The 25,682-nt window shown below is 64.4% G+C and carries 22 protein-coding genes; 15 read left to right on the top strand and 7 right to left on the bottom strand.

The annotated features are described in order from the left end of the window. Positions 1-2 precede the first annotated feature (2 nt). From ACFQ95_RS20120 to ACFQ95_RS20100, 5 genes are read left to right on the top strand one after another with little or no spacing between them, the layout of a single operon-like run. Entirely contained in the window at positions 3-1,316 is a 1,314-nt protein-coding gene (locus tag ACFQ95_RS20120; RefSeq protein WP_422833824.1) for a TRAP transporter large permease, read from the top strand. Positions 1,317-1,328: 12 nt separating this feature from the next. Continuing rightward, positions 1,329-2,453 (top strand): extracellular solute-binding protein, encoded by a 1,125-nt coding sequence (locus tag ACFQ95_RS20115; protein WP_422833823.1) that lies wholly within the window; start codon positions 1,329-1,331, stop codon positions 2,451-2,453. Then, complete coding sequence (locus ACFQ95_RS20110) at positions 2,450-3,601, top strand: CaiB/BaiF CoA transferase family protein (RefSeq protein ID WP_422833821.1); 1,152 nt, start codon at positions 2,450-2,452, stop codon at positions 3,599-3,601. Before ACFQ95_RS20115 ends, ACFQ95_RS20110 begins: the two co-directional genes overlap by 4 nt. 49 nt (positions 3,602-3,650) lie before the next feature. Next, complete coding sequence (locus ACFQ95_RS20105) at positions 3,651-5,273, top strand: ExeA family protein (protein ID WP_422833853.1); 1,623 nt, start codon at positions 3,651-3,653, stop codon at positions 5,271-5,273. Between the two features lie 19 nt (positions 5,274-5,292). After that, positions 5,293-5,976, top strand: a complete 684-nt coding sequence (locus ACFQ95_RS20100) for a general secretion pathway protein GspB (protein ID WP_422833819.1) — start codon at positions 5,293-5,295, stop codon at positions 5,974-5,976. A gap of 219 nt (positions 5,977-6,195) precedes the next feature. Here the strand turns inward: ACFQ95_RS20100 and ACFQ95_RS20095 are convergent, their stop codons facing one another. The 4 genes from ACFQ95_RS20095 to ACFQ95_RS20080 all read right to left on the bottom strand — a co-directional run bounded on the left by ACFQ95_RS20095 (position 6,196) and on the right by ACFQ95_RS20080 (position 8,718). Then, complete coding sequence (locus ACFQ95_RS20095) at positions 6,196-6,672, bottom strand: FKBP-type peptidyl-prolyl cis-trans isomerase (protein WP_422833817.1); 477 nt, start codon at positions 6,670-6,672, stop codon at positions 6,196-6,198. Positions 6,673-6,747: 75 nt separating this feature from the next. After that, positions 6,748-7,827 (bottom strand): pirin family protein, encoded by a 1,080-nt coding sequence (locus ACFQ95_RS20090; protein WP_422833815.1) that lies wholly within the window; start codon positions 7,825-7,827, stop codon positions 6,748-6,750. A 99-nt stretch (positions 7,828-7,926) separates the two neighbouring features. Continuing rightward, positions 7,927-8,280, bottom strand: coding sequence for a GFA family protein (locus ACFQ95_RS20085; RefSeq protein ID WP_422833813.1), 354 nt, complete (start codon positions 8,278-8,280; stop codon positions 7,927-7,929). Between the two features lie 18 nt (positions 8,281-8,298). Beyond that, positions 8,299-8,718 carry a VOC family protein gene (locus ACFQ95_RS20080; RefSeq protein ID WP_422833812.1) on the bottom strand — a complete coding sequence of 140 codons (420 nt, stop codon included), beginning with the start codon at positions 8,716-8,718 and terminating at the stop codon, positions 8,299-8,301. 123 nt (positions 8,719-8,841) lie between these two features. Between ACFQ95_RS20080 and ACFQ95_RS20075 the strand changes: the two genes are divergently transcribed. Beyond that, positions 8,842-9,513 carry a TetR/AcrR family transcriptional regulator gene (locus ACFQ95_RS20075; protein ID WP_422833810.1) on the top strand — a complete coding sequence of 224 codons (672 nt, stop codon included), beginning with the start codon at positions 8,842-8,844 and terminating at the stop codon, positions 9,511-9,513. 20 nt (positions 9,514-9,533) lie between these two features. Here the strand turns inward: ACFQ95_RS20075 and ACFQ95_RS20070 are convergent, their stop codons facing one another. Beyond that, complete coding sequence (locus tag ACFQ95_RS20070) at positions 9,534-10,748, bottom strand: DUF3616 domain-containing protein (protein WP_422833809.1); 1,215 nt, start codon at positions 10,746-10,748, stop codon at positions 9,534-9,536. Between the two features lie 59 nt (positions 10,749-10,807). Between ACFQ95_RS20070 and ACFQ95_RS20065 the strand changes: the two genes are divergently transcribed. The 9 genes from ACFQ95_RS20065 to ACFQ95_RS20025 all read left to right on the top strand — a co-directional run bounded on the left by ACFQ95_RS20065 (position 10,808) and on the right by ACFQ95_RS20025 (position 23,866). After that, a complete protein-coding gene (locus tag ACFQ95_RS20065; RefSeq protein ID WP_422833807.1) occupies positions 10,808-11,272 on the top strand; it encodes a DUF4126 family protein in 465 nt (154 codons plus the stop codon). After that, positions 11,269-12,672 carry an FAD-containing oxidoreductase gene (locus ACFQ95_RS20060; protein WP_422833806.1) on the top strand — a complete coding sequence of 468 codons (1,404 nt, stop codon included), beginning with the start codon at positions 11,269-11,271 and terminating at the stop codon, positions 12,670-12,672. Before ACFQ95_RS20065 ends, ACFQ95_RS20060 begins: the two co-directional genes overlap by 4 nt. Positions 12,673-12,737: 65 nt before the next feature. Further along, positions 12,738-13,457, top strand: a complete 720-nt coding sequence (locus tag ACFQ95_RS20055) for an aspartate/glutamate racemase family protein (protein ID WP_422833804.1) — start codon at positions 12,738-12,740, stop codon at positions 13,455-13,457. A 406-nt stretch (positions 13,458-13,863) separates the two neighbouring features. Then, positions 13,864-15,843 carry a methyl-accepting chemotaxis protein gene (locus tag ACFQ95_RS20050; protein WP_422833802.1) on the top strand — a complete coding sequence of 660 codons (1,980 nt, stop codon included), beginning with the start codon at positions 13,864-13,866 and terminating at the stop codon, positions 15,841-15,843. A gap of 39 nt (positions 15,844-15,882) precedes the next feature. Next, positions 15,883-17,511 carry a methyl-accepting chemotaxis protein gene (locus tag ACFQ95_RS20045; protein ID WP_422833800.1) on the top strand — a complete coding sequence of 543 codons (1,629 nt, stop codon included), beginning with the start codon at positions 15,883-15,885 and terminating at the stop codon, positions 17,509-17,511. Positions 17,512-17,630: 119 nt separating this feature from the next. Beyond that, positions 17,631-19,976 (top strand): FUSC family membrane protein, encoded by a 2,346-nt coding sequence (locus tag ACFQ95_RS20040; protein ID WP_422833798.1) that lies wholly within the window; start codon positions 17,631-17,633, stop codon positions 19,974-19,976. Between the two features lie 136 nt (positions 19,977-20,112). Then, positions 20,113-22,197 carry an ATP-dependent helicase gene (locus ACFQ95_RS20035; protein WP_422833797.1) on the top strand — a complete coding sequence of 695 codons (2,085 nt, stop codon included), beginning with the start codon at positions 20,113-20,115 and terminating at the stop codon, positions 22,195-22,197. Then, a complete protein-coding gene (locus tag ACFQ95_RS20030) occupies positions 22,194-22,625 on the top strand; it encodes a hypothetical protein (RefSeq protein ID WP_422833795.1) in 432 nt (143 codons plus the stop codon). The genes ACFQ95_RS20035 and ACFQ95_RS20030 overlap by 4 nt, the downstream gene beginning before the upstream one ends. Positions 22,626-22,639: 14 nt before the next feature. Beyond that, positions 22,640-23,866: a phospholipase A gene (locus ACFQ95_RS20025; protein ID WP_422833793.1), complete on the top strand. Its 1,227-nt coding sequence runs from the start codon at positions 22,640-22,642 to the stop codon at positions 23,864-23,866. Positions 23,867-23,876: 10 nt separating this feature from the next. Here ACFQ95_RS20025 and ACFQ95_RS20020 read toward each other — a convergent pair whose 3' ends face one another. Together ACFQ95_RS20020 and ACFQ95_RS20015 are read right to left on the bottom strand one after the other, a co-directional pair. Then, positions 23,877-24,266 (bottom strand): hypothetical protein, encoded by a 390-nt coding sequence (locus tag ACFQ95_RS20020; RefSeq protein WP_422833791.1) that lies wholly within the window; start codon positions 24,264-24,266, stop codon positions 23,877-23,879. Between the two features lie 171 nt (positions 24,267-24,437). Further along, positions 24,438-25,601 (bottom strand): glycerophosphodiester phosphodiesterase, encoded by a 1,164-nt coding sequence (locus ACFQ95_RS20015; RefSeq protein WP_422833789.1) that lies wholly within the window; start codon positions 25,599-25,601, stop codon positions 24,438-24,440. Positions 25,602-25,682: the final 81 nt, after the last annotated feature.

Here is a 25,682-nt window from a genome sequence, read left to right as displayed (position 1 = left end):
CGATGAGCGGGTTCCATCTCTGGTTACCAGCGATTCTGATGCTGGTTTTGCTCGCGCTGCAAACGCCCATCACCTGGGCCATGGCGATTGCCGCACTCGGCTTTTTCTTGCTCAACCTGGGCGAAATGCCACTGGCCAACTTCGCGCAGCAAATGGCCGAGGGCACGGAATCGGTGTCGCTGCTGGCATTGCCGCTGTTTGTGCTGGCCGGCTGCATCATGAACGCCTCGGGCATCACGCGCCGCCTGCTCAACCTGGCCGAAGTGCTGGTCGGCCACATGACCGGCGCGCTGGCGCAGATGTGCACCGTGCTGGCCACGCTGCTCGGCGGCCTGACCGCTTCGGCCAATGCCGACGCAGCCATGCTGGCCAAGACCATAGGCAGCCAGATGGTGGCACGCGGCTATAGCGCACCGTTCGCGGCGGTGATCACCTCTTCTGCGGCCATCATCACGGCGCTGATTCCGCCGTCCATAGGGCTGATCATCTACGGCTTCCTGGCCGAGGCTTCCATTGGCCGCTTGTTCGCGGCCGGCATCGTGCCCGGCCTGCTGCTGGCGGTGGCGCTGATGTTGACTACCCACGTGCTGGCCATCAAGCGCAACTACAAACCACAACGCGCACAACGTGCCAACCGCAAGGAGCTTTTGCATGCCTTGATCGACGGCTTGTGGGCCTTGTCGATTCCGGTGGTCATCATCCTGGGCACGCGCTACGGCATCTTCACTACCACCGAATCGGGTGCCATCGTGGTGCTGTATGTGTTGCTGGTGGCGATCTTCGGCTACCGCGAGATGAAGCTGCGCCAATTGCCCGAGGTGCTGGCCGAATCGGTGCGCGACTCGGCCAGCGTGATGATGATGATCTGCGCGGCCTCGGCCTTCGGCTTCTACCTGTCGTGGGAACAGGTGCCGCAGGCCATGTCGGGCTGGCTGGCCAACACCACCAAGGACCCGATCATGCTGCTGCTGCTGATCAACCTGGTGCTGATCGTGCTGGGCACGGCGATCGAGGGCTCGGCGGCGCTGATCATCTTGACACCCATGCTGCTGCCGCTGATCGCCGGCGCACACATCGACAAAGTGCACTTCGGCATCGTGCTCATCACCAACCTCACCATCGCGGGGATCACGCCGCCCGTAGGGGGGCTGATGTACATCTCATCACAAACACTCAAGGTGAAGATGGGTGACTACTCGCGCGAAATCGTGCCCTACCTGGCCGTGATGATGGGCCTGCTGGTGATTCTCTCGGTGTTTCCGCAAATCTCGCTGTGGTTGCCCGACCTGCTGTACGGCAACGTCAAAGTTCAATAAGGCGATATACACATGACCACCATCACCCTCAAAGGCATGACCTGGGACCACCCACGCGGCTACGACCCGCTGCACGCCTGTTCCCAACTTTGGCAACAACGCACCGACGTGCAGATCAGCTGGGACCGGCGCTCGCTGCAGGACTTCGAGTCATTTCCGGTCGATGAACTGGCGCGCCAGTACGACCTGATCGTCATCGACCACCCACACGTGGGCCAGGTCACACGCGAGGCCTGCCTGCTGCCGTTTGACCCCGCGCGGCTGGCCGACATAGGCAAAGGCACAGTCGGCGCGTCGTTCCCCAGCTACTTCTGGGAAGGCAAACAATGGGCCTTGCCCATAGACGCCGCCACCCAGGTGCAAGCCTGGCGGCCCGACCACCTGCCACAAGCGCCTGCCGATTGGCAGCAGGTCATGGCCTTGGCCCGGCAAGGGCGTGTAGCCCTGCCTTTGCGCGCGCCGCATTCGCTGATGTGCCTGTACACGCTTTGTGCGCAACGCGGAGCGCCGGCGCAGGTGCACGGGCCGGCGCTGTTCGACGAGGCCATCGCCAGCGAGGTTTGCGAACAACTGCGCGAACTGGCCCAAATGCTGCCCGCCAGTTGCTGGACACAAGACCCGATCGCCGTGTTTGAAGACATGGCCAAAACCGATTCACCCATCGCCTGTGTGCCCTTGATCTACGGCTACGTGAACTATGCCTGGCCTGGTTTTCGCCCCGCAACACTGGGCTTTGCCGATATTCCTGACTTTGAGGGCCGCGGCCCCGTCGGTTCGGCCCTGGGTGGCACAGGCATCGCGGTGTCGGCACATACGCGCAACCCCGAGGCGGCGTTCGACTTTGCGGTCTGGGTGGCTGGCGCCGAAGCACAACGCGGCCCGTTTGCCGCCGCGGGCGGCCAACCCGGCCACGCCGCCGCATGGGAAGACAACAGCGTGAACGCCGCCGCCGGTGACTTCTACCGCGCCACACGCGCCACACTCGAAGCGGCCTGGGTACGCCCACGGCACGACGGCTATATGCCGTTCCAGCACGCGGCCTCCGAGCGCTTGAATGCCGGCCTGCAATCGGCCGAGCCCGCACGCGCCATCGTGCAGGCGCTCAACGCCATGTTCCTGGAGAGTTTGCCAACATGAGCACCACCAACGGCCCCTTGCAAGGCCTGCTGGTGCTGGACCTGGCGCAGTTTTTGTCCGGCCCATCGGCCGCGCTGCGCCTGGGCGACCTGGGCGCACGTGTCATCAAGGTGGAGCGTCCGGGTGGCGGCGACATCTGCCGCACGCTCTACCTCACCGACACCGATGTGGGCGGCGACTCCACCTTGTTCCACGCCATCAACCGCAACAAGGAAAGCCTGGCCATAGACCTGAAGAATGCCGATGACCTGGCCGCACTCAAAGCCTTGATCACCCGCGCCGATGTGTTGATCCAGAACTTTCGCCCGGGCGTGATCGAGCGGCTGGGCCTGGGTTATGAAGCGGTGAAAACACTCAATCCACGCCTGGTCTACGCCGGGGTCTCGGGTTATGGCGAAGACGGCCCCTGGGTTGATCTGCCGGGCCAGGACTTACTGGCGCAATCACTTTCCGGCGTGACCTGGCTCAACGGCCACGAAGGTGAAGGCCCGGTGCCGCTGGGCCTGTCTATCGCCGACATGCTGGCCGGCCACGTGTTGACCGAAGGCATTCTGGCCGCCTTGGTACGCCGGGGCATCAGCGGCGAAGGCGCGCAGGTGCAGACCAGCCTGCTCGAAGCACTGATAGACCTGCAGTTCGAAGTGCTGACTACCCATTTGAACGACGGCCGCCGTGTGCCCACACGCGCCGGGTTCCGCAATGCCAATGCCTACCTGGCCGCGCCCTACGGCATCTACCCGACACGCGACGGCTACCTGGCACTGGCCATGATGCCGCTGAGCCAACTGGCGCACACACTGCCGCTGCCTGCCCTGAACAATTACAGCGCTGCGGACGCCTTTACCCAGCGCGACGCCATCAAGCGTCTCATCGCCAACACCTTGGCACAACACAACACCGCCCACTGGCTGGAGCGCCTGCGGCCGGTCGACGTGTGGTGCGCCGAAGTGCTGGACTGGCCGCGCCTGCTGCAAAGCCCGGCCTTCCAGCGGCTGCACATGCTGCAAACCGTGCAACGCGGCGACGGCACAGCGGTGCACACCACCAGCACACCCGTGCGCATCAATGGCCAGCGCGCCCAAAGCGCACGGGCTGCGCCCTTGGTGGGAGAGCACAGCGCGGTCATCCGCGCCGAGTTTGGCTTGTAAAACCTTTAGAGCCTGTTGATGCCACATGGACCCGCTATCCTCGGGGCCCATGTATGCGTCATTTTTTGGTCTGAACCAAGACCCCTTCTCCATTGCGCCCGATCCGCGCTACCTGTTCATGAGCGAGCGCCACCGCGAGGCGCTGGCGCATTTGTTGTATGGGCTGGACGGTGGCGGCGGCTTTGTGCTGCTGACCGGCGAGGTCGGCACCGGCAAAACCACGGTCTGCCGCTGCTTCCTGGAGCAGATACCCCAGCACTGCAATGTGGCCTACATCTTCAACCCCAAGCTCACCGTGGGTGAGCTGCTGCAGGTGGTGTGCGACGAGTTTGGCATCGCGCACAGCCACAGCGGCCCAGGGCCGGAGACGGTCAAGGACCTGATAGACCCGCTGAACGCCTTCTTGCTGCAGGCCCATGCCAAGGGCGAGCGCAACGTGTTGATCATCGACGAGGCGCAAAACCTCAGCGCCGATGTGCTGGAGCAACTGCGCCTGCTGACCAACCTGGAAACCAACGAACGCAAGCTGCTGCAGATCATCCTGATCGGCCAGCCCGAGCTGCGCGACATGTTGGCCCGGCCCGAGCTGGAGCAACTGGCGCAGCGCGTGATCGCCCGTTTTCATCTCGATGCCTTGTCACAGGCCGAGAGTGAACAGTATCTGCAGCACCGCCTGTCGGTGGCCGGGCACCATGGCGCCCTGCCGTTCGACAAGCCGGCGCTGCAGCAAATCCAACGCCTGAGCCACGGCGTGCCACGGCGCATCAACCTGCTGTGCGGACGCGCATTATTGGGCGCCTATGCCACGGGCCAGCGCGTGGTGAACCGCGACATCGTGGCCAAGGCCGCGACCGAAGTTTTTGGCACGGCCAGCGCGCCCGCCACGGACAGCCCGCGCAGCAACACCGCGTTGGTCGCCGGCGCCGGTGTACTGGCCGGCGCAGCACTGGTGGCCCTGGGTATGTGGTGGAACGCGGCCCCGGCATCGTCCGCACCTAAAGAGGCGAACGTGGCTGCGCAGCTCAAGCCCGCCCAGAAAACCCTTGCGGCCGCTTCTGCGGCAGGCGACGGCACCCCGGCACTTTTATTCGCTGCCGCGCAGCGCGATGAAGACAAGGCCTGGTGGGCATTGGCCGCCACCTGGGGCCCCGTCAAAGCCGAGGCCGGTGACGCCTGCAACGCCCTGGACACTCAAGGCCTGCAATGTGTGCGCAGCAGCCGCACCAGCCTGGCCCTGGTCCGCCAGTTGGACCGCCCGGGCATCGTCACGCTGTTTGATACCGAAGGCCGCCCGGCCTACGCGCAACTGGTGGCGCTGGACAACCAGAACGCCACCCTGCTCACGGCCGGTGGCAGCCAAAAGCTGCCGCTGGCCACCCTGGCGCAGTGGTGGCGTGGCGACTTCGCCACGCTGTGGCGCATGCCAGGCGAAGTGGCCAGTGCCAGCGGCAAAACACGCACACGCGCGCAGGCCGATTGGCTGCAGGCGCAGTTGGAAAAGTTGCCCGGCAACACCGCCCCGAGGTCGGGCCCCAACAGCTTGAAGGCCCAGGTGGCGCGCTTCCAGCTGGGCCAGGGCCTGGAGCCCGATGGCCAGGCCGGGCCCATCACCTACCTGCAAGTCAACCGCGCCCTCGGCGTCGCCGAGCCACGCCTGTCGACCTCACCCTGATTGTTGTATCCGCAGCCCTATGTCCTACATTCTTGAAGCCCTGAAACGCGCCGAGGCCGAGCGCGACCGTGGCGCCGTGCCCACGCTGCACAGCCAGCCCCAGGTCAGCCGCGCCGCAGCACCGGGCGCGCGGGCCGTAAGCCCCATGGTCGCTGCCTTGAGCGCTTTGTTGGTGATCGCCTTGGTGGTGATTGCCACGCTGTGGTGGCGCGGTCGCGCCCCTGCCGACCCTGCGCCTATCAGCGTTGCCCCCGCGCCCGCCGCCCCGCCAGTCGCCGCTGCACCACCCGTCGTAGTGGCACCGCCGGTTGTGGCTGCGGCGCCAGCACCAGCACCCGCTCCTCGTCCCAAGCCAGCGCCGGTGCCACCGCCGCCCGCGCCCACTGCGGCGCCAACCCCTGCTGCTCCCGCACCTGCGCCTATGGCGGTCCCGGCCGCCAAACCCTCCCCAGCCCCCGTTGACCAAGCCCCCAGCCGCATCTACGCCATGGCCGAGCTGCCACCCGACGTGCGCCAGCAGCTACCAAAGATCAGCATCAACGGCGCCAGCTACTCGGAGCAAGCGGCCTACCGCATGCTGATCGTCAACGGCCAGGTGTTCCACGAAAAGGATGAGATCACCGGCGGCCTGGTGCTGGAATCGATTGGCCCTAAGAGCGCCGTGCTGCGTTTCAACGGCTACCGTTTCAGCCAGGGTTTTTAAGAGCCTCAAAAGAAAAGCGGCCCTGGCGCTTGATGGACAAGCGCGGGCCGCTATCTTTTTAGACGTAATTCGTCCTAACAGGTTGTTGAAAAACGTAGCGAGGAAGGTCAGCTGCAAGGCGCACGGCGCACAGGAACCGGAGCGTACTTCTAGTACGTGAGGATTCCGAGCACCGGGCAACGCTGCAGATGACCTCCGCAGTAGTTTTGCAGCAGCCTGTTAGTGGTGGTGGCCGTGTTCGCCGTGTACATGGCGGTGCGCAATTTCTTCGCCCGAAGCCAGCCGCACATCGGTCACGGCCAGCGAAAACACCAGCGTCTCGCCCGCCATCGGGTGGTTGCCATCCAGCAGCACGACCGGGCCCTTGATCTTCAACACACGGAACACTTGTTCGCGGCCATCTTCGGCACGGCCACGCAGCGTGCCGCCGACCTTTACGCCAGCCGGGAACTGGCTACGCGGAATACTCGTGGCCAAGGCTTCGTCTCGCTCGCCAAAGGCGTCCGCCGGGGCCAGGGTGATGGTGGTCTGAAAGCCGGTTTCCTGGCCGTCCAATGCGGCTTCGATTTTGGGGAAGGTGTTGTCGTAGCCGCCGTGCAGGTAGACCATGGGCGCCTGGCTCTGCTCCAGCAGCTTGCCTTGCGGGTTGGTCACCTTGTAGCGCAGGGTGACAACGGTGTCTTTGGTGATTTTCATGGTTTCTCGCTCAAAAGTCGCGGCCTGGAGACTGGCCGAAATGGGCGCCATTTTCACCGAGTTCAGCCACCGTGGTCATTCTGCGGTTTCTGTGCGGCCATCGGGGTGGCGCGCAAAACGTGCGGGGTCGCGGCCGTGCACCGGCGCCTGGTCCGGCCAAGGCCAACCGCCAAACTCGGTGGCGCGGTAGTCCTGCAGCGCCTGGCGGATTTCGGCCTCGGTGTTCATCACAAACGGGCCGTATTGCGCCACGGGCTCGTTGATCGGGCGGCCTTGCAGCAGCAGAAATTCTGCTTCAGTATCGCCATTCACCAGCTCCACCGGCACGCTGGCTGCCAGCTCCAACGCCGCATGCTGCGCCACGGTTTGGCCCGCCACGGCGACCGACTGGCCCTTGAAGAAATACAACATGCGCCGGCTGTCCTGGCCCAGGGCCGGCGGCAGGGTCCAGCGTGCACCGGGCGCCATGCGCAGCGTCAGGATGGCCACGTCGGCACCAGGCTGCGCGGCCCATGAGTCGGGTGGCGGCGGCAGCGTGGTCGCAGCAGCCAAGGCGGGCGATGCATGGCTGGTGTCCACCTGGCCGGTGATCACCACCACCTCGGTGGCGCGGCCTGCGGCATCCAGGTCGGTCACACGTGTGATCTGCGGCCCCCAGAACATGGAGAAATGCGGCGGCACCATCTTGTTGCGCGCGGGCAGGTTGAGCCAGATCTGGAACAGCTCCAGCGGATTCGGCGCGGCCTGGTCCAGCAAGGGAAACATCTCCGAATGCACCACGCCGGCACCGGCGGTGAGCCACTGCACATCACCCTGGCCAAAACGCGCTGCAGCACCCAGCGAGTCGGCGTGGTCGATCAGGCCCTTGCGCACAATGGTCACGGTTTCAAACCCGCGGTGCGGGTGGCCCGGAAAACCCGGCACCTGGTCACCGTGGTACATGCTCCAGCCGTCTTTGCGGCTGAAATCCTGGCCGATGTCGCGCCCGGTCAGTGGTGTCGCCGGGCCCATGCTGGTATTGGCCACGGGGTAGGCGTCATCGTGGTAGGCGCAGAACAGAAACGGGTCCAGCGTGGCCCAGGGAAAACCAAGAGCCTTGGCTTGCAGAATGGGGCTGGTGGTGTGGGGACTTGCGGGTGCGGGTATAGAAGACATGGGGCCTACCTTTCGCCTTGCAGCATACAAGCCCGAGGCAAAGCCTGCAGGTCGCTTCAGCCATGCCCTCAAGCCCCTAGTCGGTACATATTGACGCGCTCAGATGGCGCGCCCGTCGTAGTGCTGCACCGGCACGGCCGCCAGGTCCACGCCGTCCAGGCAACGGATGTTGACCGCCGCCATGGCCTGGCCGTCAGGCCCCTTGCCTTCGCCAAACGGGTGGATGCCGCAGACGGTGCAGAAGTGGTGCTGGATCACATGTTTGTTGAACATGTAGGTGCCCAACGCTTCGGCGTCTGGCGGCGCGCGCCAGCGCAGTTGGCCGCGCGGCACAAACCACATCAACGCCCCCTTGCGCTGGCAGATGGAGCAGTTGCAGGACATGGCGCCCTCCAGCCTGCCTTCCACCTCGAATGCCAATTTGCCGCAGTGGCAACTGCCTTGGTAGAGCATGGTGACCTCGTCTTCGGTTTATTCGACGATGACCATCCAGCCCACGCCAAACTTGTCGGCCAACATGCCGAACGACTTGGCGAAGAATGTTTTGCTCAAGGGCATCTGCACCTGGCCGCCCTCGCCCAGGGCTTTGAACAGGCGCTCGGCCTCGGCTTCATTGGCCGGATTCAGCGACAAGCTAAAGCCCTGGAAAACCGGCTTGCCTGCCGCGTTGCCGTCGGAGGCCATGACCTGTGTTTCGCCAACCTGAAAGTTGGCGTGCATGATTTTTTCGCCGTCCACCACGCCGGGGCCGCAGCCCTCACCGCCAGCACCGGGCTCGGGGTTGTCCTTGAAGCGCATCATCATCTGAATCTCTGCGCCAAGCACCGTCTTGTAGAAGTTCAGGGCTTCTTCACAACGGCCGTCAAAAAACAAATAGGTCTGGACTTTCATCGGGGTCTCCTGCATCAAGGGGGTTGCGGTGTTGGGCGGGATCGATACGGGCAAGACAAACAATTGTGAACACCGTCCACAAACAGTAGCAGACATAATGGACAGCGTCCACATATAAATTGCATGTCTTTGAAACAAAGCCCGCCGACCACCCGCGGCCACGTCGCCAAACCGCGTTCCACCTACCGCCACGGGGATTTGCATCGCACCTTGCTAGACGCCGGCATCGCACTGGCGCGCGAGGGCGGCCCGGATGCCGTGGTGCTGCGCGAAGCCACGCGCCGTGCGGGTGTGGCGCCCAACGCCGCCTATCGCCACTTCGCCAGCCGCGATGCCTTGCTCGATGCCGTGCGCGCTGCAGCCGTTGCCGAGGCCGCAATCTCCATGGAGCAAGAGATGGCACAGGTGCCGCGCACCGGCTCTGCGGTGGAACAGGCGCGCGCCAAGTTGCGTGCGGTGGGTGCCGGCTACATGCGTTTTGCGCAAACCCAGACCGGGCTGTTCCGCACGGCTTTTGGCGGCAAGTTCACGGTGGACATCCAGCGCCCGCCAGACCCGGCCAAAGCCGGCCACAGCGGACTCGACCCGTTTCGCCATCTGGTGGCCGCGCTCGACGAGTTGGTCGCCAGCGGCGCATTACCTGCAGAACGCCGCCGCGGCGCCGAGTTTCTCGCCTGGTCTACCGTGCACGGCATGGCCCTGCTGGCGCTGGACGGTCCGCTGCGTGAGCTGCCGCCGCAGATGCTGGCGGCGCTGGGGCAGCGCTTGCTGGATATGGTGGAACGCGGCTTGTAGGTATTTAGCGGCTGGCAAGCTCAGCGCCGGGGCGGCTCGCGCGGTACCTCGAACACCTGCGCCCCGCCGTCGCACAAACCATCGGACAACACCAGCAGACGGTAATGTGTGGCGTCGCTCTGCAGCAGCGTGATGGCTTCGGGCTTGACCTCTTTGTCGCAGGCACGTTTCTTCACTTGGCGCAGGTCCAGCGTGGCCAGGGTGCGGGGTGTGCTCACCACAGGCAAGGCCACGACCTTGGATTTGGCTGCGCCAAAAGCGGCCTCGGTGGCGCCCGCGCCGGGCGGCTGCGCATCCCACCACACCACCGTCCAATCGGGGGCGGGGCGGGTGTCGGTGTCATCCGGCCCCGCCAGAATCAGCAGGCCGTTGTCCACCGCCAGCATGTCGCGGATGCCACGGTGTGCGCCCAGGGCCAGCCGGTAAAGCGTGGGCTTTACGTCAACCGATGCCGAAAACAAGGCTTCGGCGTCAACCGCCAATACCCAGGCCGCGCCACTTTGCACCGGCCCGCGCAAGCCAAAATAAAGGCGCCCGCCACGCACCGCCAAGCCTTCGATGTTCAGGCCAAAAGCTTTGGCGCCGTCTTCTCCTAGGCAGTGGCCCAACAACGGGCGCAGTGCGGGCAACTGCGCCATCACGTCCCACAGGCGCCCGGTGTCGGCGTAGTTGACGAAAGCACCACTGGCGCTGCGCAGCGCCTGGCCGGTGCTGGGGTCGCGGCGCAGGCGAATCACGTGCCGGCTGTCGGGGTTGGCGGCGCAGTCGGAGCGTTTGTTCGAGTGTGATCCGGTGACATAGAAGAAGTGGCCATCGGTGGCAGCCCCTTCGGCGTCGAGTTCACCCGTCGCGGCGCCAAGCAATGGCACAGCCTGGCCCAGCGGCAACAGCTTTTGCCCCGTCGGGTCAAGCTGCGCAAAGCTGGCCGCGCTGCCTTCATCCAGAGCGAACAGGCACACCGGCTGTCCCGCGCCGCTGGGCGCACAAGCCACACCACTGACGGACTGGCGAATCTTGCGCACCTTCTTGTCGCTGCCCGCAAACTCAAAACCCTCAGCCGCGTCCCAGAGCTGCGTGGCGGGTCCCACCAGGGGCGGTTGTTGCGCCCACGCGTGAGCCGGCAGCAACATCCACAACAGCAGCGCAAGCAGAGGAGAAAGTGTGTTCCACATACGCGCCACTGTACTCCGCACACCTCGGCCGCGGATGCTGCCTATCCCTTTTGAGGTAGCCAAATCACTGGCACTTCTGGCAGCGCCCCCGTAAACTGCGCCAGCACCACAGGAGCAGCCTCATGACACTTTATGTTCTGGCCTTGCTGATCGGCGTGATTGCCGGCCTACGCGCGATGACCGCCCCTGCTGCGGTCAGTTGGGCCGCCCACCTGGGCTGGCTACCGTTGACGAACACACCGTTGGCGTTCATGGGCTGGGCCTACACACCCTACATCTTCACGCTGCTGGCCCTGGTTGAATTTGTCACCGACCAGTTGCCGCAAACCCCCAGCCGCAAAGTACCGCAACAGTTTGGCGCACGCATCATCAGCGGCGCCCTGTGTGGCGCTTGTATTGGCGCTGCCGGCGGCAGCCTGGTGGGAGGGCTGGTGGTGGGTGTGGTCGGGGCGGTGATAGGCACGCTGGGCGGTGCGGCAGCGCGCGGTGCCTTGGCCAGATCGTTTGGCAAAGACCTGCCCGCCGCGTTGATTGAAGACGTGGTGGCGGTGGTCGGGGCGTACTTCATTGTCTCGGGCCAGCTATGAGCGCGCCGCAAGTCTTTGACGCCATCATCATCGGTGCCGGCCAGGCCGGGCCTTCGCTGGCCGGGCGGCTGACGGCCGCCGGCCAACGTGTGGCGCTGATCGAGCGCAAACTGTTTGGCGGCACCTGCGTCAACACCGGTTGTATGCCGACCAAAACCCTGGTGGCCTGCGCACGTGCCGCGCATGTGGCGCGCCATGCGGCCGACTATGGCGTGCTGCTGCAATGCGGTGGTGGCAGTGTGGCCATGGACATGGCCGTGGTGGCGGCACGCAGAGACGCGGTGATACACAACGCGCGCAACGGCGTGGAGGGCTGGCTCAAGGGCATGGACGGCTGCAGCGTATTCCAGGGCCACGCACGTTTTGAGTCGGCCCACAGTGTGTGTGTGGCCAGCGCTGGCGCCGAGGTCGTGCTGCAGGCCAAACAAATCTTCATCAATGTCGGTGGGCGCGCAAATGTGCCCGATCTGCCGGGCGTGCGCGAGGTGCCCTATCTCGACAACACCTCCATGCTGGCGCTGGACAGCTTGCCGCAGCATCTGGTGATTGTTGGCGGCAGCTACATCGGCCTGGAGTTTGCACAAATCTACCGCCGCTTCGGCAGCGAGGTCACGGTCATAGAGAAAGGGCCGCGCCTGATTGCGCGTGAAGACACCGAGGTGTCGGACGCCGTGCGCGACATCCTGGCCGCCGAGGGCATACAGTTCCGCCTGGGCGCTGAATGCATCAAGTTCCGCAAAGACGGTACGCACATCGCCGTGGGCGTGGACTGCACCCAGGGTGCACCCGAGGTTGTAGGCTCTCATCTGCTGCTGGCGATGGGCCGCCGCCCCAACACCGATGATCTGCAACTCGACCGCGCCGGTGTGGCGCTCGATACACGCGGCTACATCACGGTGGACGAGCAGCTTCGCACCAATGTGCCCGGCATCTGGGCGCTGGGCGACTGCAATGGGCGTGGTGCCTTCACCCACACCGCCTACAACGACTACGAGATCGTGGCCGACAACCTGCTCGAAGGCGCCCAGCGCAAACTCAGCAACCGGGTGGACGGCTACGCCTTGTTCATAGACCCGCCCCTGGGTCGCGCCGGCATGACCGTGGCCCAGGCCACCAAGGCCGGCCACAAAATCCTGGTCGGCCGCCGCCCCATGACACGCATAGGCCGCGCCGTGGAACGCGGCGAAACCCAGGGCTTTATGCAGGTGGTGGTGGACGCCAACACCCTGGCCATTCTGGGTGCCGCATTCTTGGGCGTGGAGGGCGACGAGGCCATACACGGCATCCTGGACCACATGCACACCAAGCTGCCTTACACCGTGCTGCAACAAGCCGTTCCGGTGCACCCCACGGTGTCGGAATTGATTCCGACCCTGCTGACGGAGCTGAAACCGCTGTAGACAGAGGTGTTGGATAGGGTCGGCAGATCGGCTAAATTGACGCCTCCATTGCACGAGGCGCCCCTTTGAACAACTCACTCGCCAAACCCCTGCACATCGGCATCGTCGGCTGCTCGGCCGAAGGCGCGGCCCTTTGCTACCGCACCATCTGCAGCGAGGGCGCGCAGTGGCTCGGGCCCCATGCACACCCCGAGGTGTCCATGCACACACATTCGCTGGCCGACTATGTGGCGTGCCTGGAGGCCGGCGACATGGCAGGTGTGGCGGCGCTGATGCTGTCGTCAGCGCACAAGCTGGCGCGCCAGGGCGCCGATTTTCTGATCTGCCCGGACAACACCATCCACCAGGCACTCGCGCTGGTGCAGCCCGAGTCCCCCCTGCCATGGCTGCACATTGCCGAGGTCGTGGCACAAGAGGCCGTGCAGCGGGGCTGGCACAAGGTCGGCCTGACCGGCACCCGCTGGCTGGTCGACAGCGATGTCTACCCGGAGAAGCTGAGCGCCCGCGGGCTGGGTTTTGAGCGCCCGACCCCCGAGGAACGTGACGCCATCCAGCACATCATCATGGAAGAACTGGTGCCCGGCCGGCCATCGCAGCACGGCGAAGCCACGTTCCAAGCCGTGATACGGCGCATGCAAACGCTGGGCTGCGAAGGGGTGGTGCTGGGTTGCACAGAAATCCCGTTGTTGATGAGCGACGCCAATTCACCCTTGCCCACACTGGACTCGACGCGGCTGCTGGCGCGCGCGGCGCTGCGCCAGGCGGTGGCTGCGCCAGGCGCCTAAAAACCGCACAAAAGCCCCTGGAAATGCGGGGGTTTGGCGCCGATGACGGGGTTTTGGCGACACACCTTTGTCGCATGGTTGACACAGCCTAGTGTGTATGCAAAAACATGTACGAAAAGTGCCTACAGCGCACGTGCAAACCACGGGGAGCGCTATTGATTTTGCGAAAGGACTGATGTCAGGGCGAATCCCCAAGTGGCAAAACTGCACGTTTTGGCCTCCTTTACACGCCATTTGATGCAGCAACTCTTAGTACAAATACTGATTTTTTGCTTTGATTTGAATCAAATCTTTACAATTTAGCCCCACCACGCCGCTCCCCACTGCGTCTACCGCCCCACCCAAGCCCTGCATCACCTCGATTGCTGGCCGCTACGCGTGGTTCCAACTCCACCGATCTCCACTTATGACCCAATCATTTTCAGCCAATCGTTCCGTCGCACGCCAGGTTGCGCTCATCTCGGCCGGCCTGATTGCCGTGGTGTTTGTGATTGTGGGCTTGGTCATAGGCCACATCACGGAGCGCAACTCGCGCGAGGAAATTGCCGCCACCGTGGCCGACAAGGTCGACGCCCTGGCGCGCTCGGTGGACAACACCGACGCCACCAACCGCGCCCTGGTGAAACGCGCCGACAGTGCTTTTCGCAGCGCCTTCGACGCCACGCTGAACCTGGACGAGGCCACCGGCGAACTGCGCAACGCCGGTGTGGTGCTGAATTCGGACTACACCATCGTCGACAAGTTCACCCGCGACACCGGTGGTGTGGCCACTGTGTTTGCGCGCAAGGGTGACGACTTCATGCGCATCACCACCTCGCTGAAGAAACAAGACGGCGAACGCGCCATGGGCACCCTGCTGGACCGCGCCCACCCGGCCTACCCGCTCGCGCTCAACGGCCAGGCCTTTACCGGCCGCGCGGTGCTGTTTGGCAAACCCTATATGACGCATTACGAGCCGGTGAAAAACGCGGCGGGAAAAGTCATCGCCATCCTGTTTGTCGGCAGCGACATTTCACTGTTTGAAGATTCGCTCAAGGCCCAGGTGCTGGAGACCAAGCTGTTTGCCCGTGGCGGCGTGACCGTGGTAGACCCACGCAGCAACCCTGCCGATGCGGTGTTTGTGATCCACCCCAGCGCTGCAGGCAAAAAGTTCAGCGAAGTGGTGCCCGATTCCAGCGCGCTGCTCACCGCTCTGGCCGCAGCGCCCGCCAACCCCATCGCGCCAGCCGCCGACATGCTGGGTGGCAACATGAACGACGCCTGGGCCGTGGTGCGCAAGAGCAAGGCCACGGGTTGGCTGGTTGTGGCCGAGGTGTCCGATGGCGAAGCCATGGCCGAACACGCCAGCACCATGCGTGTGGTTTGGGCCGTGCTGATCGCCGCGATTGTGGTGCTGGGCCTGGGCCTGTTCCTGGTGTTGCGCCAACGGGTAAGCACGCCGCTGCAGGCCCTCACCCGCGCGCTGACCACCGTGGCCCACGGCGACCTGACCCAGGCCTTTAAAACCACCCAGCGCGACGAGTTGGGCACCTTGGTCAACGAAGTCGAAGGCATGCGCCAGCGTTACCTGCAAATGCTGCAGCAGGTGCGCCTGGCGGTAGACAGCGTCTCCACCGCCAGCCAGGAAATCGCCACCGGCAACCATGACCTGAGCCTGCGCACCGAACAAACCGCCAGCAACCTGCAGACCACCGCACAAAGCATGGAAGAACTCACCGCTACGGTAAAGCAGTCGGCCGAATCGGCCCAGCAGGCCAACCGTCTCGCAGGCTCGGCCAGCGAGGTGGCGGCACGCGGCGGCAGCATGATCAGCGACGTGGTCAACACCATGAATGGCATCAACCAGAGTTCGCGCCAGATCGCCGACATCACCAGCGTGATCGACGGCATTGCCTTCCAGACCAATATCCTGGCCCTGAACGCCGCGGTCGAAGCCGCGCGCGCTGGCGAGCAGGGTCGCGGTTTTGCCGTGGTCGCCTCCGAAGTGCGCAGCCTGGCGCAGCGTTCGGCCCAGGCCGCCAAGGAGATCAAGGCCTTGATCGACACCTCGGTGGGCCAGGTCACGGCCGGCTCGGAGCTGGTGCAGCGCACCGGCAGCACCATGCAGGACATCGTCAGCGCGGTGCAAAACGTCAACAGCATGATTGGCGACATCACCATGGCCGCCAGCGAACAGTCTGACGGCATTGGCAACGTCAACCACGCCGTCAACACACTCGACCAGATGACGCAGCAGAACGCCGCACTGGTGGAAGAAAGCGCCGCCGCTGCGGCCAGCCTGCAAGACCAGGCTGCACGCCTGGCTGAAGTCATCAAGTTCTTCAAGCTTGGCCCGGTGGGTCAAGCCGACCAAGCCGGTCACTTTCCGGCTCTCACTCGCGATTAAGCTTTGCTTGAACGGGCCCCGATCTTGCGTGAGCACACGATGAAAACAACTACCTCCCTGACCCTGGGCCGCAAGCTCGGCGGCGGCTTCGGCCTCGTCTGTCTGCTACTGCTGGCCGTTGTGCTGGTCGCCGCCTGGCAACTGCGCGCCATGCAATCCACCCTTCAAGAAGTGGTGGAGGTGAACAACCGCCAGATGCTGCAAGCGCAAACCTTGATGCAAGACGTGAACAGCATTGGCCAGTCGATCCGCGACATGGCCCTGCTGCAGATCAACAAAGATCTGGACGAAGAAATGGCCAGCCTGAAAAGCAGCTTCGCGCACTACGACGAGGTGGAGCGTGCGCTCTCCAGCGCCGAAGGCCGCACGGCAGATGAAGACCGCATCTTCGCCGCCATGAAGGCCGTGCGCACCAAGATACAGCCCGCCATCATGGAAGCCGCCGACCTAGGCCTTGATGGCGCCACACCAGAAGCCGCCAACATGATCACCAGCACCATCCGCCCCAGCCTGCGCGAATGGCGCAGCCACGTGCAAGCGCTGGTGACGCTGAAGACCACGCGCAACGAAACCCAGTTCCAAAGTGCGCAAGCGCAGCAAGCTTCGGCCACCGTGCTGCTGTGGACCATTGGCCTGCTAGCCATTCTGGTCAGCCTGGTCTGCGCCATCGTGCTGCCGCGCTCGGTCACCCGGCCGCTGGCCGAGGCCATTGAGGTGGCCGAACGTATTGCCGAAGGCGACCTCAGCTCCAAACTCGACACCCGCCGTGGCGACGAGATCGGCCAGCTGTTGCGCAGCATAGAACGCATGCAATCGGGCCTGCATCGGCTGGTGACGCAGGTGCGCAGCAGTACCCACAGCATCGCCACCGCCAGCCGCGAAATTGCCACCGGCAACCACGACCTGAGCCAGCGCACCGAACAAACCGCCAACAACCTGCAAGACACCGCGCAAAGCCTGGAACTGCTGACCGCAACCGTCAAACAATCCGCCGAATCGGCGCAGCAGGCCAACCACCTCGCGGGCTCGGCCAGCGAGGTGGCCGGACGCGGCGGCAGCATGATAGGTCAGGTGGTCTCCACCATGAACGCCATCAACCAAAGCTCGCGCCAAATCGCCGACATCACCGGCGTGATCGACAGCATTGCCTTCCAGACCAATATCCTGGCGCTGAACGCCGCGGTCGAAGCCGCGCGCGCTGGCGAACAAGGCCGCGGTTTTGCCGTGGTCGCCTCCGAAGTGCGCAGCCTGGCGCAACGCTCGGCCCAGGCCGCCAAGGAGATCAAGGCCTTGATCGACACCTCGGTGGGCCAGGTCACGGCCGGTTCGGAGCTGGTGCAGCGCACCGGCAGCACCATGCAGGACATCGTCAGCGCGGTACACAACGTCAACAACATGATTGGCGACATCACCATGGCCGCCAGCGAGCAGTCCGATGGCATTGGCAACGTCAACACCTCGGTCAGCCAACTCGACCAGATGACCCAGCAAAACGCTGCGCTGGTGGAGCAAAGCGCCGCTGCCGCGTCCAGCCTGCAAGAGCAGGCGGTGAAACTGGCGGAGGTGATCCGTGTGTTCCAGCTGGGTGACGAGTCTGCAACAACGGCCAGGGTGGCGTCGCTGGCGCCGCCGTCCACACATCACCGGCTGGCCTTGCCGTCCCGCTGAGCCGCGCCACTGGCCAGCGCGCCCAACGCCCAACACTCTTGACTGGAGCGTTGGGCGTTTTTGTTGGGGCAGTCGAGCCGTGCACCGCCGCCACGCGCCAGTCTGCTAAATTGCCTGCAATGAGTGCTTTGCCCACCCCTGCAGCGCCACCCGGTCCGGCAACACGGCGCGCCTGGAGCCAGCGCCTGCTCGCCACCGGCGACCAGTGGCTGCGCGTGGCCTTGAGCCACTACGTCACCAACGGCCTGTCGGTCACCGTCGGCCTGGTGTTGATCATGTTGCTGGTGTTTGCCGTCGCCGGTGTGGCCGGCGCCGCCAGTGCCGCCGTGGGCGTGATGATCACCAGCCTGCCCGACGTAGCCGCGCCGCGGCGCCGCAAAATCATGCAGATGCTGCCTGCGCCGCTGCTGGGCGTACCGCTGTTCATGCTCACGCAGCTGCTGCGCACGGACGACGCCCTGCTCGGCTTGCTGCTGGTGGCCGGCACGTTTGGCGCCGTGATGATGATGGCCTGGGGCAAACGCGGCGGCCCCATCACGTTCTCGCTGCTATTTTCCATGCTGTTCTCCATGGCAGCACCACCACCGCCGACATTTGCAGCGGTGTTGGTGCACGTGGCCTGGTTCTGTCTGGGCGCCCTGCTGTATCTGCTGTGGGCCGTGTTGACCACCCACCTGCTGAACGCGCGCTACCGCACCCAGATGCTGGCCGAATGTATGCACCTGCTGGCGCAGCTGCTGCGCACACAATCGGAGCGCTTCGCCCCCGAAGCCGATGCCCAGGCCTTGCTGGCCACCATGCTGGAGCAACAAGCCGCGCTGGCCGACCGGCTGCAAGACACACGCGACGTGGTGCTCGAATCGCCAACGAATGCACGGCGCACCTGCCTGGCCGGTTTGCTGCTGAGTGTGCTGGAGGCGCGCGACCACTTGCTGGCCTGCGACCTCGACCTCGACACCCTGCAACTTCAGGCCGGCGATACCCAGGCTTTGCCAACCCTGCAACAAGTGCTCAACACCACCGCCACCCAGTTGGAGCGGCTGAGCATGTCCCTGCTGCTGGGCCGCCCACCCCAGGCGATTGCGCCGATTGCCAACCAGCGCGCACTGCTGGTGGGCGCCTTGCCCGCGCGGCCAGACCGGCGCCCGCCGCTGGTGCCACCACCTGTGCACCTGGGCGAGCCGGACGACGCCGCGCTGCTGCACAACATCGCCGACCGCGTGGGCCACATCAACGACGAAGCCGTGCGTATGGCCGCGCTGGCGCGTGGCGACGAACAGGCGGAACTCGCCGCCGTGCGCACCCAGTGGCAGTTGTTCGTGAGCCCCACACGCTGGGCGCTGGCCCCGCTGCTCAAGCAACTGGCCTGGCAGGCCCCGGTGCTGCGTTATGCGCTGCGCGCGACCCTGGCCGTGGGCGTGGGGTACTGGGTGTCGTTGCACCTGCCCTGGGCGGCACACAAGTACTGGATCTTGACCACCATCCTGGTGGTGATGCGCGGCAACCTGGCGCAGACCATGCAGCGGCGCAACGACCGCGTGCTGGGCACCCTCATAGGCTGCATGCTGGTGATGGGATTGCTGTCGCTGCACCCGGAGGCAGCGCTGCTGTTTGTGGTGGTGGCCCTGGGCATGGGGTTGGCGCACGCCTTTGCGCTGCGGCGTTACCTGTTCACTTCCATCTTCGGCACCCTGGCCGGGCTGTTGCAGGCCCATTTGCTGTTGGTCGGCGCAGCCCCGACTTTTGCCATTGCAGAGCGCCTAGGCGACACCTTGCTGGGCGCGCTGCTGGCCTGGTTGTTCAGTTATGTATTGCCCACCTGGGAGCGCGGCCAGTTGCCCGGGCTGGTGCAGCGCAGCGTGCGCGCGCAACTGCAACATGCCAAAGGCTCGCTGAAACTGGCCGAACCCGATGGCACGCCACAAAAGGTGCTGCACACCACCGACCTGGCCTGGCGACTGGCGCGCAAAGAGGCCTACGACAGCCTCTCGGCCCTGACCCTGGCCACACAACGCAGCCTGGCCGAGCCGCGCCAAGTGCGCCCGCCACTGGTGCCGCTGGAATCCCTTCAGGCCCGCAGCTACCAATTGCTGGCCCAGCTCACGGCCGTGAAGTCGCTGCTGACGCTGCGCCGCAGCCAGCTCAACATGGCGCTGGCCATGCCTGCATTGGCGCTGGCTGAACAACAGATCACACAGGCGCTTGGCGGCAGCCTGCCCGAGGGCGGCCCGGCCGGGCACACACCGGCCGGGCCCACCACGCCAGCATCCCAGAGCGTGGCTGTCGCGCCGCCGCCCGCAGACCAGCCTCAGGTCGCGGGGCAACCCTATCAACAGGTGCCCGACCACCTGGTCTCGGAAGACCTCACACCCTGGCTGCTGCGCCGCCTGACGCTGGCCGTGGCCATGGCGCGCGAGCTGCAACGCAGCGCCGCCATGGCACAACAGGCCATGTCCGCCGCTTGAACAATTCAATTCCATAGCAGTCTGCGCTTAATTGGTAAGCGCAGAAGGCCTATCTGGCCACATGGCTTCGGCCAAACCGAATGGCGAAAAGGTGACTCTGTATGATCGACCGTTTTGTGAAAATTGATAGGTTGCCATGTCCGCCGGAATGAATATTGCCCAGCAGGAAGCCGTGAATTACATGCACGGCCCTTGCCTCGTTCTCGCCGGTGCCGGCTCGGGCAAGACACGGGTGATCACACACAAGATCGGCCGTTTGATCCAGGCCGGCCTGGAGCCACGCCGCATCGCCGCCATCACCTTCACCAACAAGGCCGCCGCCGAAATGCGCGAGCGTGCCAAACACCTGATAGGCCGCCCGGCCAAGGACGTGGCGGTATGTACCTTCCATGCGCTGGGCGTGCGCATGATGCGCGAAGACGGCGCGGTGCTGGGCTTGAAGCCCCAGTTCAGCATTCTGGATGCCGACGACGTGACCGGCATCATCAAGGAAGCCGGCGGCACCATAGACATCGCCACCGCACGCACCTACCAGTGGACCATCAGCAAGTGGAAGAACATGGGGCTGAGCGCCGAGCAGGCCATGGCCCAGGCGGTGGACGACAACGAGCGCATCACCGCCACCATCATGGGGCATTACGAAGAGCGCTTGAAGGCCTACCAGAGTGTCGACTTCGACGACCTCATCAGCCTGCCGCTGCGCCTGCTGCGCGACTATGAAGAGGTGCGCACCAAATGGCAGAACATGCTGGGCCACGTGCTGGTCGATGAATACCAGGACACCAACGCCACGCAATACGAAGTGCTCAAGCACCTGGTGGGCTCGCGTGCCCACTTCACCGCCGTGGGCGACGACGACCAATCCATCTACGGCTGGCGCGGCGCCACGCTGGACAACCTGCGCAAGCTGCCGATCGATTTCCCGCAGCTCAAGGTGATCAAGCTGGAGCAGAACTACCGCTCCACCAGCGCCATCCTGCGCGCCGCCAACAACGTCATCGGCCCCAATCCCAAGCTGTTCCCCAAGACCCTTTTCAGCGAGCTGGGCGAAGGCGAGCCGGTGCGTGTGATCGATGCCGAAAGCGAAGAAAACGAAGCCGAGCGCGCCGTGGCCCGCATCCAAAGCCTGCGCGCCACCTCGCAGTGGAAGGAGTTTCGCCACTTCGCCATCCTGTACCGCGCCAACCACCAGGCCAAGCCGTTTGAAAAGGCACTGCGCAAAGCCGCCCTGCCCTACAAGGTTTCGGGCGGCCAAAGCTTCTTTGACCGCGCCGAAATCAAAGACCTGTGTTCGTGGTTTCGCCTATGGGTGAACAACAACGACGACCCGGCTTTTCTGCGCGCCATCACCACACCGAAACGCGGCATAGGCCACACCACACTCGGCGCCTTGGGCAACTTCGCCAGCCAATACAAACTGAGCATGTTTGAAGCGCTGTTCAGTTCCTCGCTGGCCAGCGTGGTGCCCAAACGGGCGCTCGAGAGCCTGCACGAGTTTGGCCGCTACATGAACGACCTGGAATACCGTGCACGCCAGACCGTAGGGGCCGAAGATGCACGCGCCTTCATGACCGAGTGGCTCAAAGAGATCGACTACGAAAAACACATCTACGAGAGCGAAGAAAGCGAAAAGGTGGCGGCCTCGCGCTGGTCCAACGTGATGGACTTCTGCGACTGGATGAGCGCCCGCTGCGGCGGGCAGATCGACGACGCGGCCGGGGTATCGACCATCGCCGAGACCAAGACCCTGATGGAAGTGGCGCAAACCATTTCGCTGCTCTCCACCATCAGCGAGCGCGAAAAAGACCAGGACGTGATCACACTCTCCACGCTGCACGCCTCCAAGGGGCTGGAATGGCCACACGTGATTCTGGCCGGCGTCACCGAAGGCATGCTGCCGTTCAAGCTCGACGATGACGATGGCCGCCAAAAAGTCGTGAGCGAGGAGACCACCCAGCGCTTGCAGGAAGAACGCCGCCTGATGTACGTGGGCATCACCCGCGCGCAGCGCAGCCTGGGCGTGAGCTGGACCAAACGCAAGAAAAAAGGCCGCGAGATGGTGGCCGCGCAACCCAGCCGCTTCATTGCCGAGATGGCCCTGGACGCCCATACGGCGAAAGAAGATCCGCGCGAAAAACTCAAGGCTCTGCGCGCCGAATTTGCCAAGCGTGCACAGGACACTGCCGCTGCACAGGCCGCCGCTGCGGCCAACGCCGCATGACGGGACGTGGCTTGCGGCACGGCTGTATGCTGCTGCTGATGGCGGCCACACCCTACGCCTGGAGCCAAACCGCGCCGGCCTGCCCCGCGCCCGAAGACATTCTTCCACAGCATCTGTTTGGCAGCTGGACCGGCCAGATCCAGGGTCAGCCGGAACAAATACGCATACTCTTTACCAAGCATCCGGAATTCGCCGGCAGTGTCTCAGGCACACTGGAGCGAGCGGGCATCCGCGCACACATCGCCGGCGACGTCGACCACGGGGACTTCACCCTGGAAGAGTCACTCGACGGCCAACGCATCAACGCCACCTGGCTGGGCCAGGTTGAGCCCAACTCTTGCGGCAAGGAAATCACGGGAACATGGACCCAAGAAAACGACAGCAACAGCGCGCGCGCCTTCGTCCTGCGCAAGCAGCCGGGGTGGTAGCCAAGCGGCCCCGGTTGGCTGGCTTGACCAGCCTGGCGGGTTTGGCCTGCGGCTCCGCCTGGCTGGTCTGCGCCACACCGGCGGCGGCGCAAACCTCCAGTTCTGCCACCCAGGCGCCCTGGGAAATCTGCACCAACATGACCAGCGACAACACTGCGCGTCTGGCCTGTTTCGACCTCTGGGCCAAGGAGCAGCAAAAGGCCGCCGCCGCGGTCACCCTTCCCCGGGCCACCGCAGCCGCGCCAGCCCCTGGTACACCCGCGCCCGTGGTGCCAGCCGTCAGCGCAGCGGCATTGGCCTCGGCCACGCCCAAGGAAACACCGCCGGTGGACACCGCCCTGCCCGCCACACGCATCATCGGCGCCGGCAGCGGCCTCACGGGTTGCCGCAACATGGACTACTCGGATTTGTCACGTTTCTGGGAGCTTGAGTCGAGCACCGACTGCGGCGTCTACGGCATACGCGGCTTCCGTCCACTCAACGTATCGCTGTCCATGGCCGATGGGGTGAACACCCAGCCAACATCTGAAACCCCTGACCGCAACGCCACCACGGCCACCGACTACCAGCGCGCCGAAGCGCGTATCCAGCTCTCAGTGCGCACGAAGATGGCGCAGAGCATCTTCACCAGCGACGATGCGGCCAAGCGCGACTCGCTGTGGTTTGCCTACTCGCAGCAGTCGAACTGGCAGGTGTTCAACTCCGAGCTGTCGCGGCCGTTTCGCACCACCGACCACGAGCCCGAAGCGATCTATGTCTACCCCACCACCCTGGATCTGTTTGGCAGCATGAAACTGCGCTACACCGGCCTGGGGCTGGTGCACCAGTCGAACGGGCAAAGCAAGCCGCTGTCACGCAGCTGGAACCGCGCATACATCATGGCCGGCATGGAAAACAGCAGCCGCGTGCGCATCACCGGGCGCTACTGGCACCGCTTCTCGGAAAGCCCCGAGGACGACGACAACCCCGGCATCAGCGACTACATTGGCCGCGCCGAGCTCTCCGCTTTCTGGAACCCGAACCGTGACAACACCTTGGGCGTGACGCTGCGCCATTCGTTGCGCAGCGACGCACGCGGCTCGTTCCGTCTGGAGTGGCTCAAGGCCCTGGGCACCGGCACCAACCCCGACAGCGCGCTACGCCTGCACACGCAGTTCTTCAGCGGTTATGGCGACAGCCTGATCGACTACAACAAACGCCGCAACGTATTCCTGATCGGCCTGAGCCTGGTGGACTTCTAAGCAGAGCTGCTTAGTGGCGGGTGGCTGAAGCTGCGGGCTTGGCGGCCTGCAGCTTGCCGTGTGGCAAGGTCGCCAAGCGGCTGAACATACGGCCGCAATAACCCGCAATGCCTATGCATTTGTTGAGTTCATCCACGGGCAAGGGGCCGGAGACCACCACGATGTCGTTGGCGATGTCTACCGCGCCAGCGGCGCGCAGGCGGCGGCGGGCACAGGTGGCCCAGGATTGGATACGGGTGGGGCTGCCGTGTTGGTGCAACTCGCCGGTGCTGGCATCAAAAGCCAGTGCCACCAAGGCGGTGCACAGGCGGTAACGGCGCTCGCCGGTGGCGGGACTTGCAGGCGTCGCCATGTCATACAGGTAATAGTTACCGGCTTTTAATTCGTACTGCAAGTCCATGGACGCCTCCTTCACACACCATTGTGGCGAATTCTGACATCTCGAAAAGCTCGGAAAACCTGGGCAACACCCGCCATTCGTCGGCTTGCCGTCGTCTTCCCTCTGAAATCCGGCGCCCGCGGATGGGTGGGCGCCGGGCACTTTTACAAATTTAAACAATCAGCGCTGTGCTCACAGGCTTTCGCGTGCCTTCACCGCCACATCGGTGAAGTCGCTGAACACGCCATCCACACCCAGCTTGTAGAAAAGCAGATATTCCGCTGCCGGGTCGCCCTTGTAGTCGGACGTCAGCCGCTTGGCTTCGCTACGGAAGGTAAATGGGTGCACCACCAGGCCCACGGCATGCGCGTCCCGCACCACGTTGGTGGCAGGGGTCAGGGTGCGATCGCGCTCATCCACAACACCGTCGCCATTCACGTCGTCAGGCTTGCCATCACCGTTGGCATCGACACCTTTAGAGGCCACGATGTAGGCCTTCCAAGGGCCTACGCCATCGGCATAGGTCTTGATTTCGGCCAGGCCGGCCGCCGTCACCATGCTGGCAAAGGTTCGTGGGTCACCGGCCACGGCAAAGTCGTAAGGCTTGTCGAACGGCGGCGCCAATGTCACCTGGCCGGCCAGGCTCACGCCGTCGCCGTCAATCAGTTGCACCAGGCGCAGCTTGGTTTTGGTGCGCAGGTATTTGAGGTTGCTGACCTCGAACGACTGCAAAAAGACCGGCGAGGTTTTCTCGGTGTAGCCATAACCGGCCAGCATGGCGAGCAGGCGGTCTTCCAGCTTCAAGCCCAGTTTGTCGTGGTACGTGGGGTGTTTGGTTTCGATGTACACACCCACCGTGCGGCCGGCCTTGGCGCCCTCGGTTTTGGCCAGGTCCAGCACTTCCTTGAGGGTGGGCACGCTGAACTTGCCGTCGAACTCCTTGCTGCGCTCGGGCAGCGGCTGGATGGCGCGCATGGTCTTGATCTCGGCCAGCGTGAAGTCAGAGGCAAACCAGCCGGTTTCGCTCACGCCGTCGACCACACGTGTGGTTTTGCGGCTGGCGAATTCGGCGCGTGTGGCCACATCCGTCGTGGCGGTGATGTTGGGTTCGTGGCGGGCGATGAGCTCGCCGTCCTTGGTGGCCACCACGTCGGGCTCAATGAAATCGGCGCCCAGGGCAATCGCACGGGCGTAGCCTTCCAGCGTGTGGTCGGGCATGTAGCCGGCCAGGCCACGGTGGCCAATCACCAGCGGACGGCTGCCGTCCAGGGTGTTGTAGCGCGGGCTGCTCGGACCGGTGGCGCAAGCGGCCAGCACGGCAGTTGCGACCAGCGCCAGCGAAAAGCTTTTGATCATGTTGCAGTCCCTCGTTGTGGATGTTGAAACAGACGATTTTTATGGCGGCACCATGTCAAAACCATGACAGTGGGTGAGCAC

The organism is Variovorax sp. HJSM1_2, assembly GCF_049316285.1.
In the GTDB taxonomy this organism is placed as follows: Bacteria; Pseudomonadota; Gammaproteobacteria; order Burkholderiales; family Burkholderiaceae_C; genus Rhodoferax_B.
The sequence above is the reverse complement of the archived record's forward strand: the minus strand, read 5'-3'. Positions and strand labels throughout refer to the sequence as shown.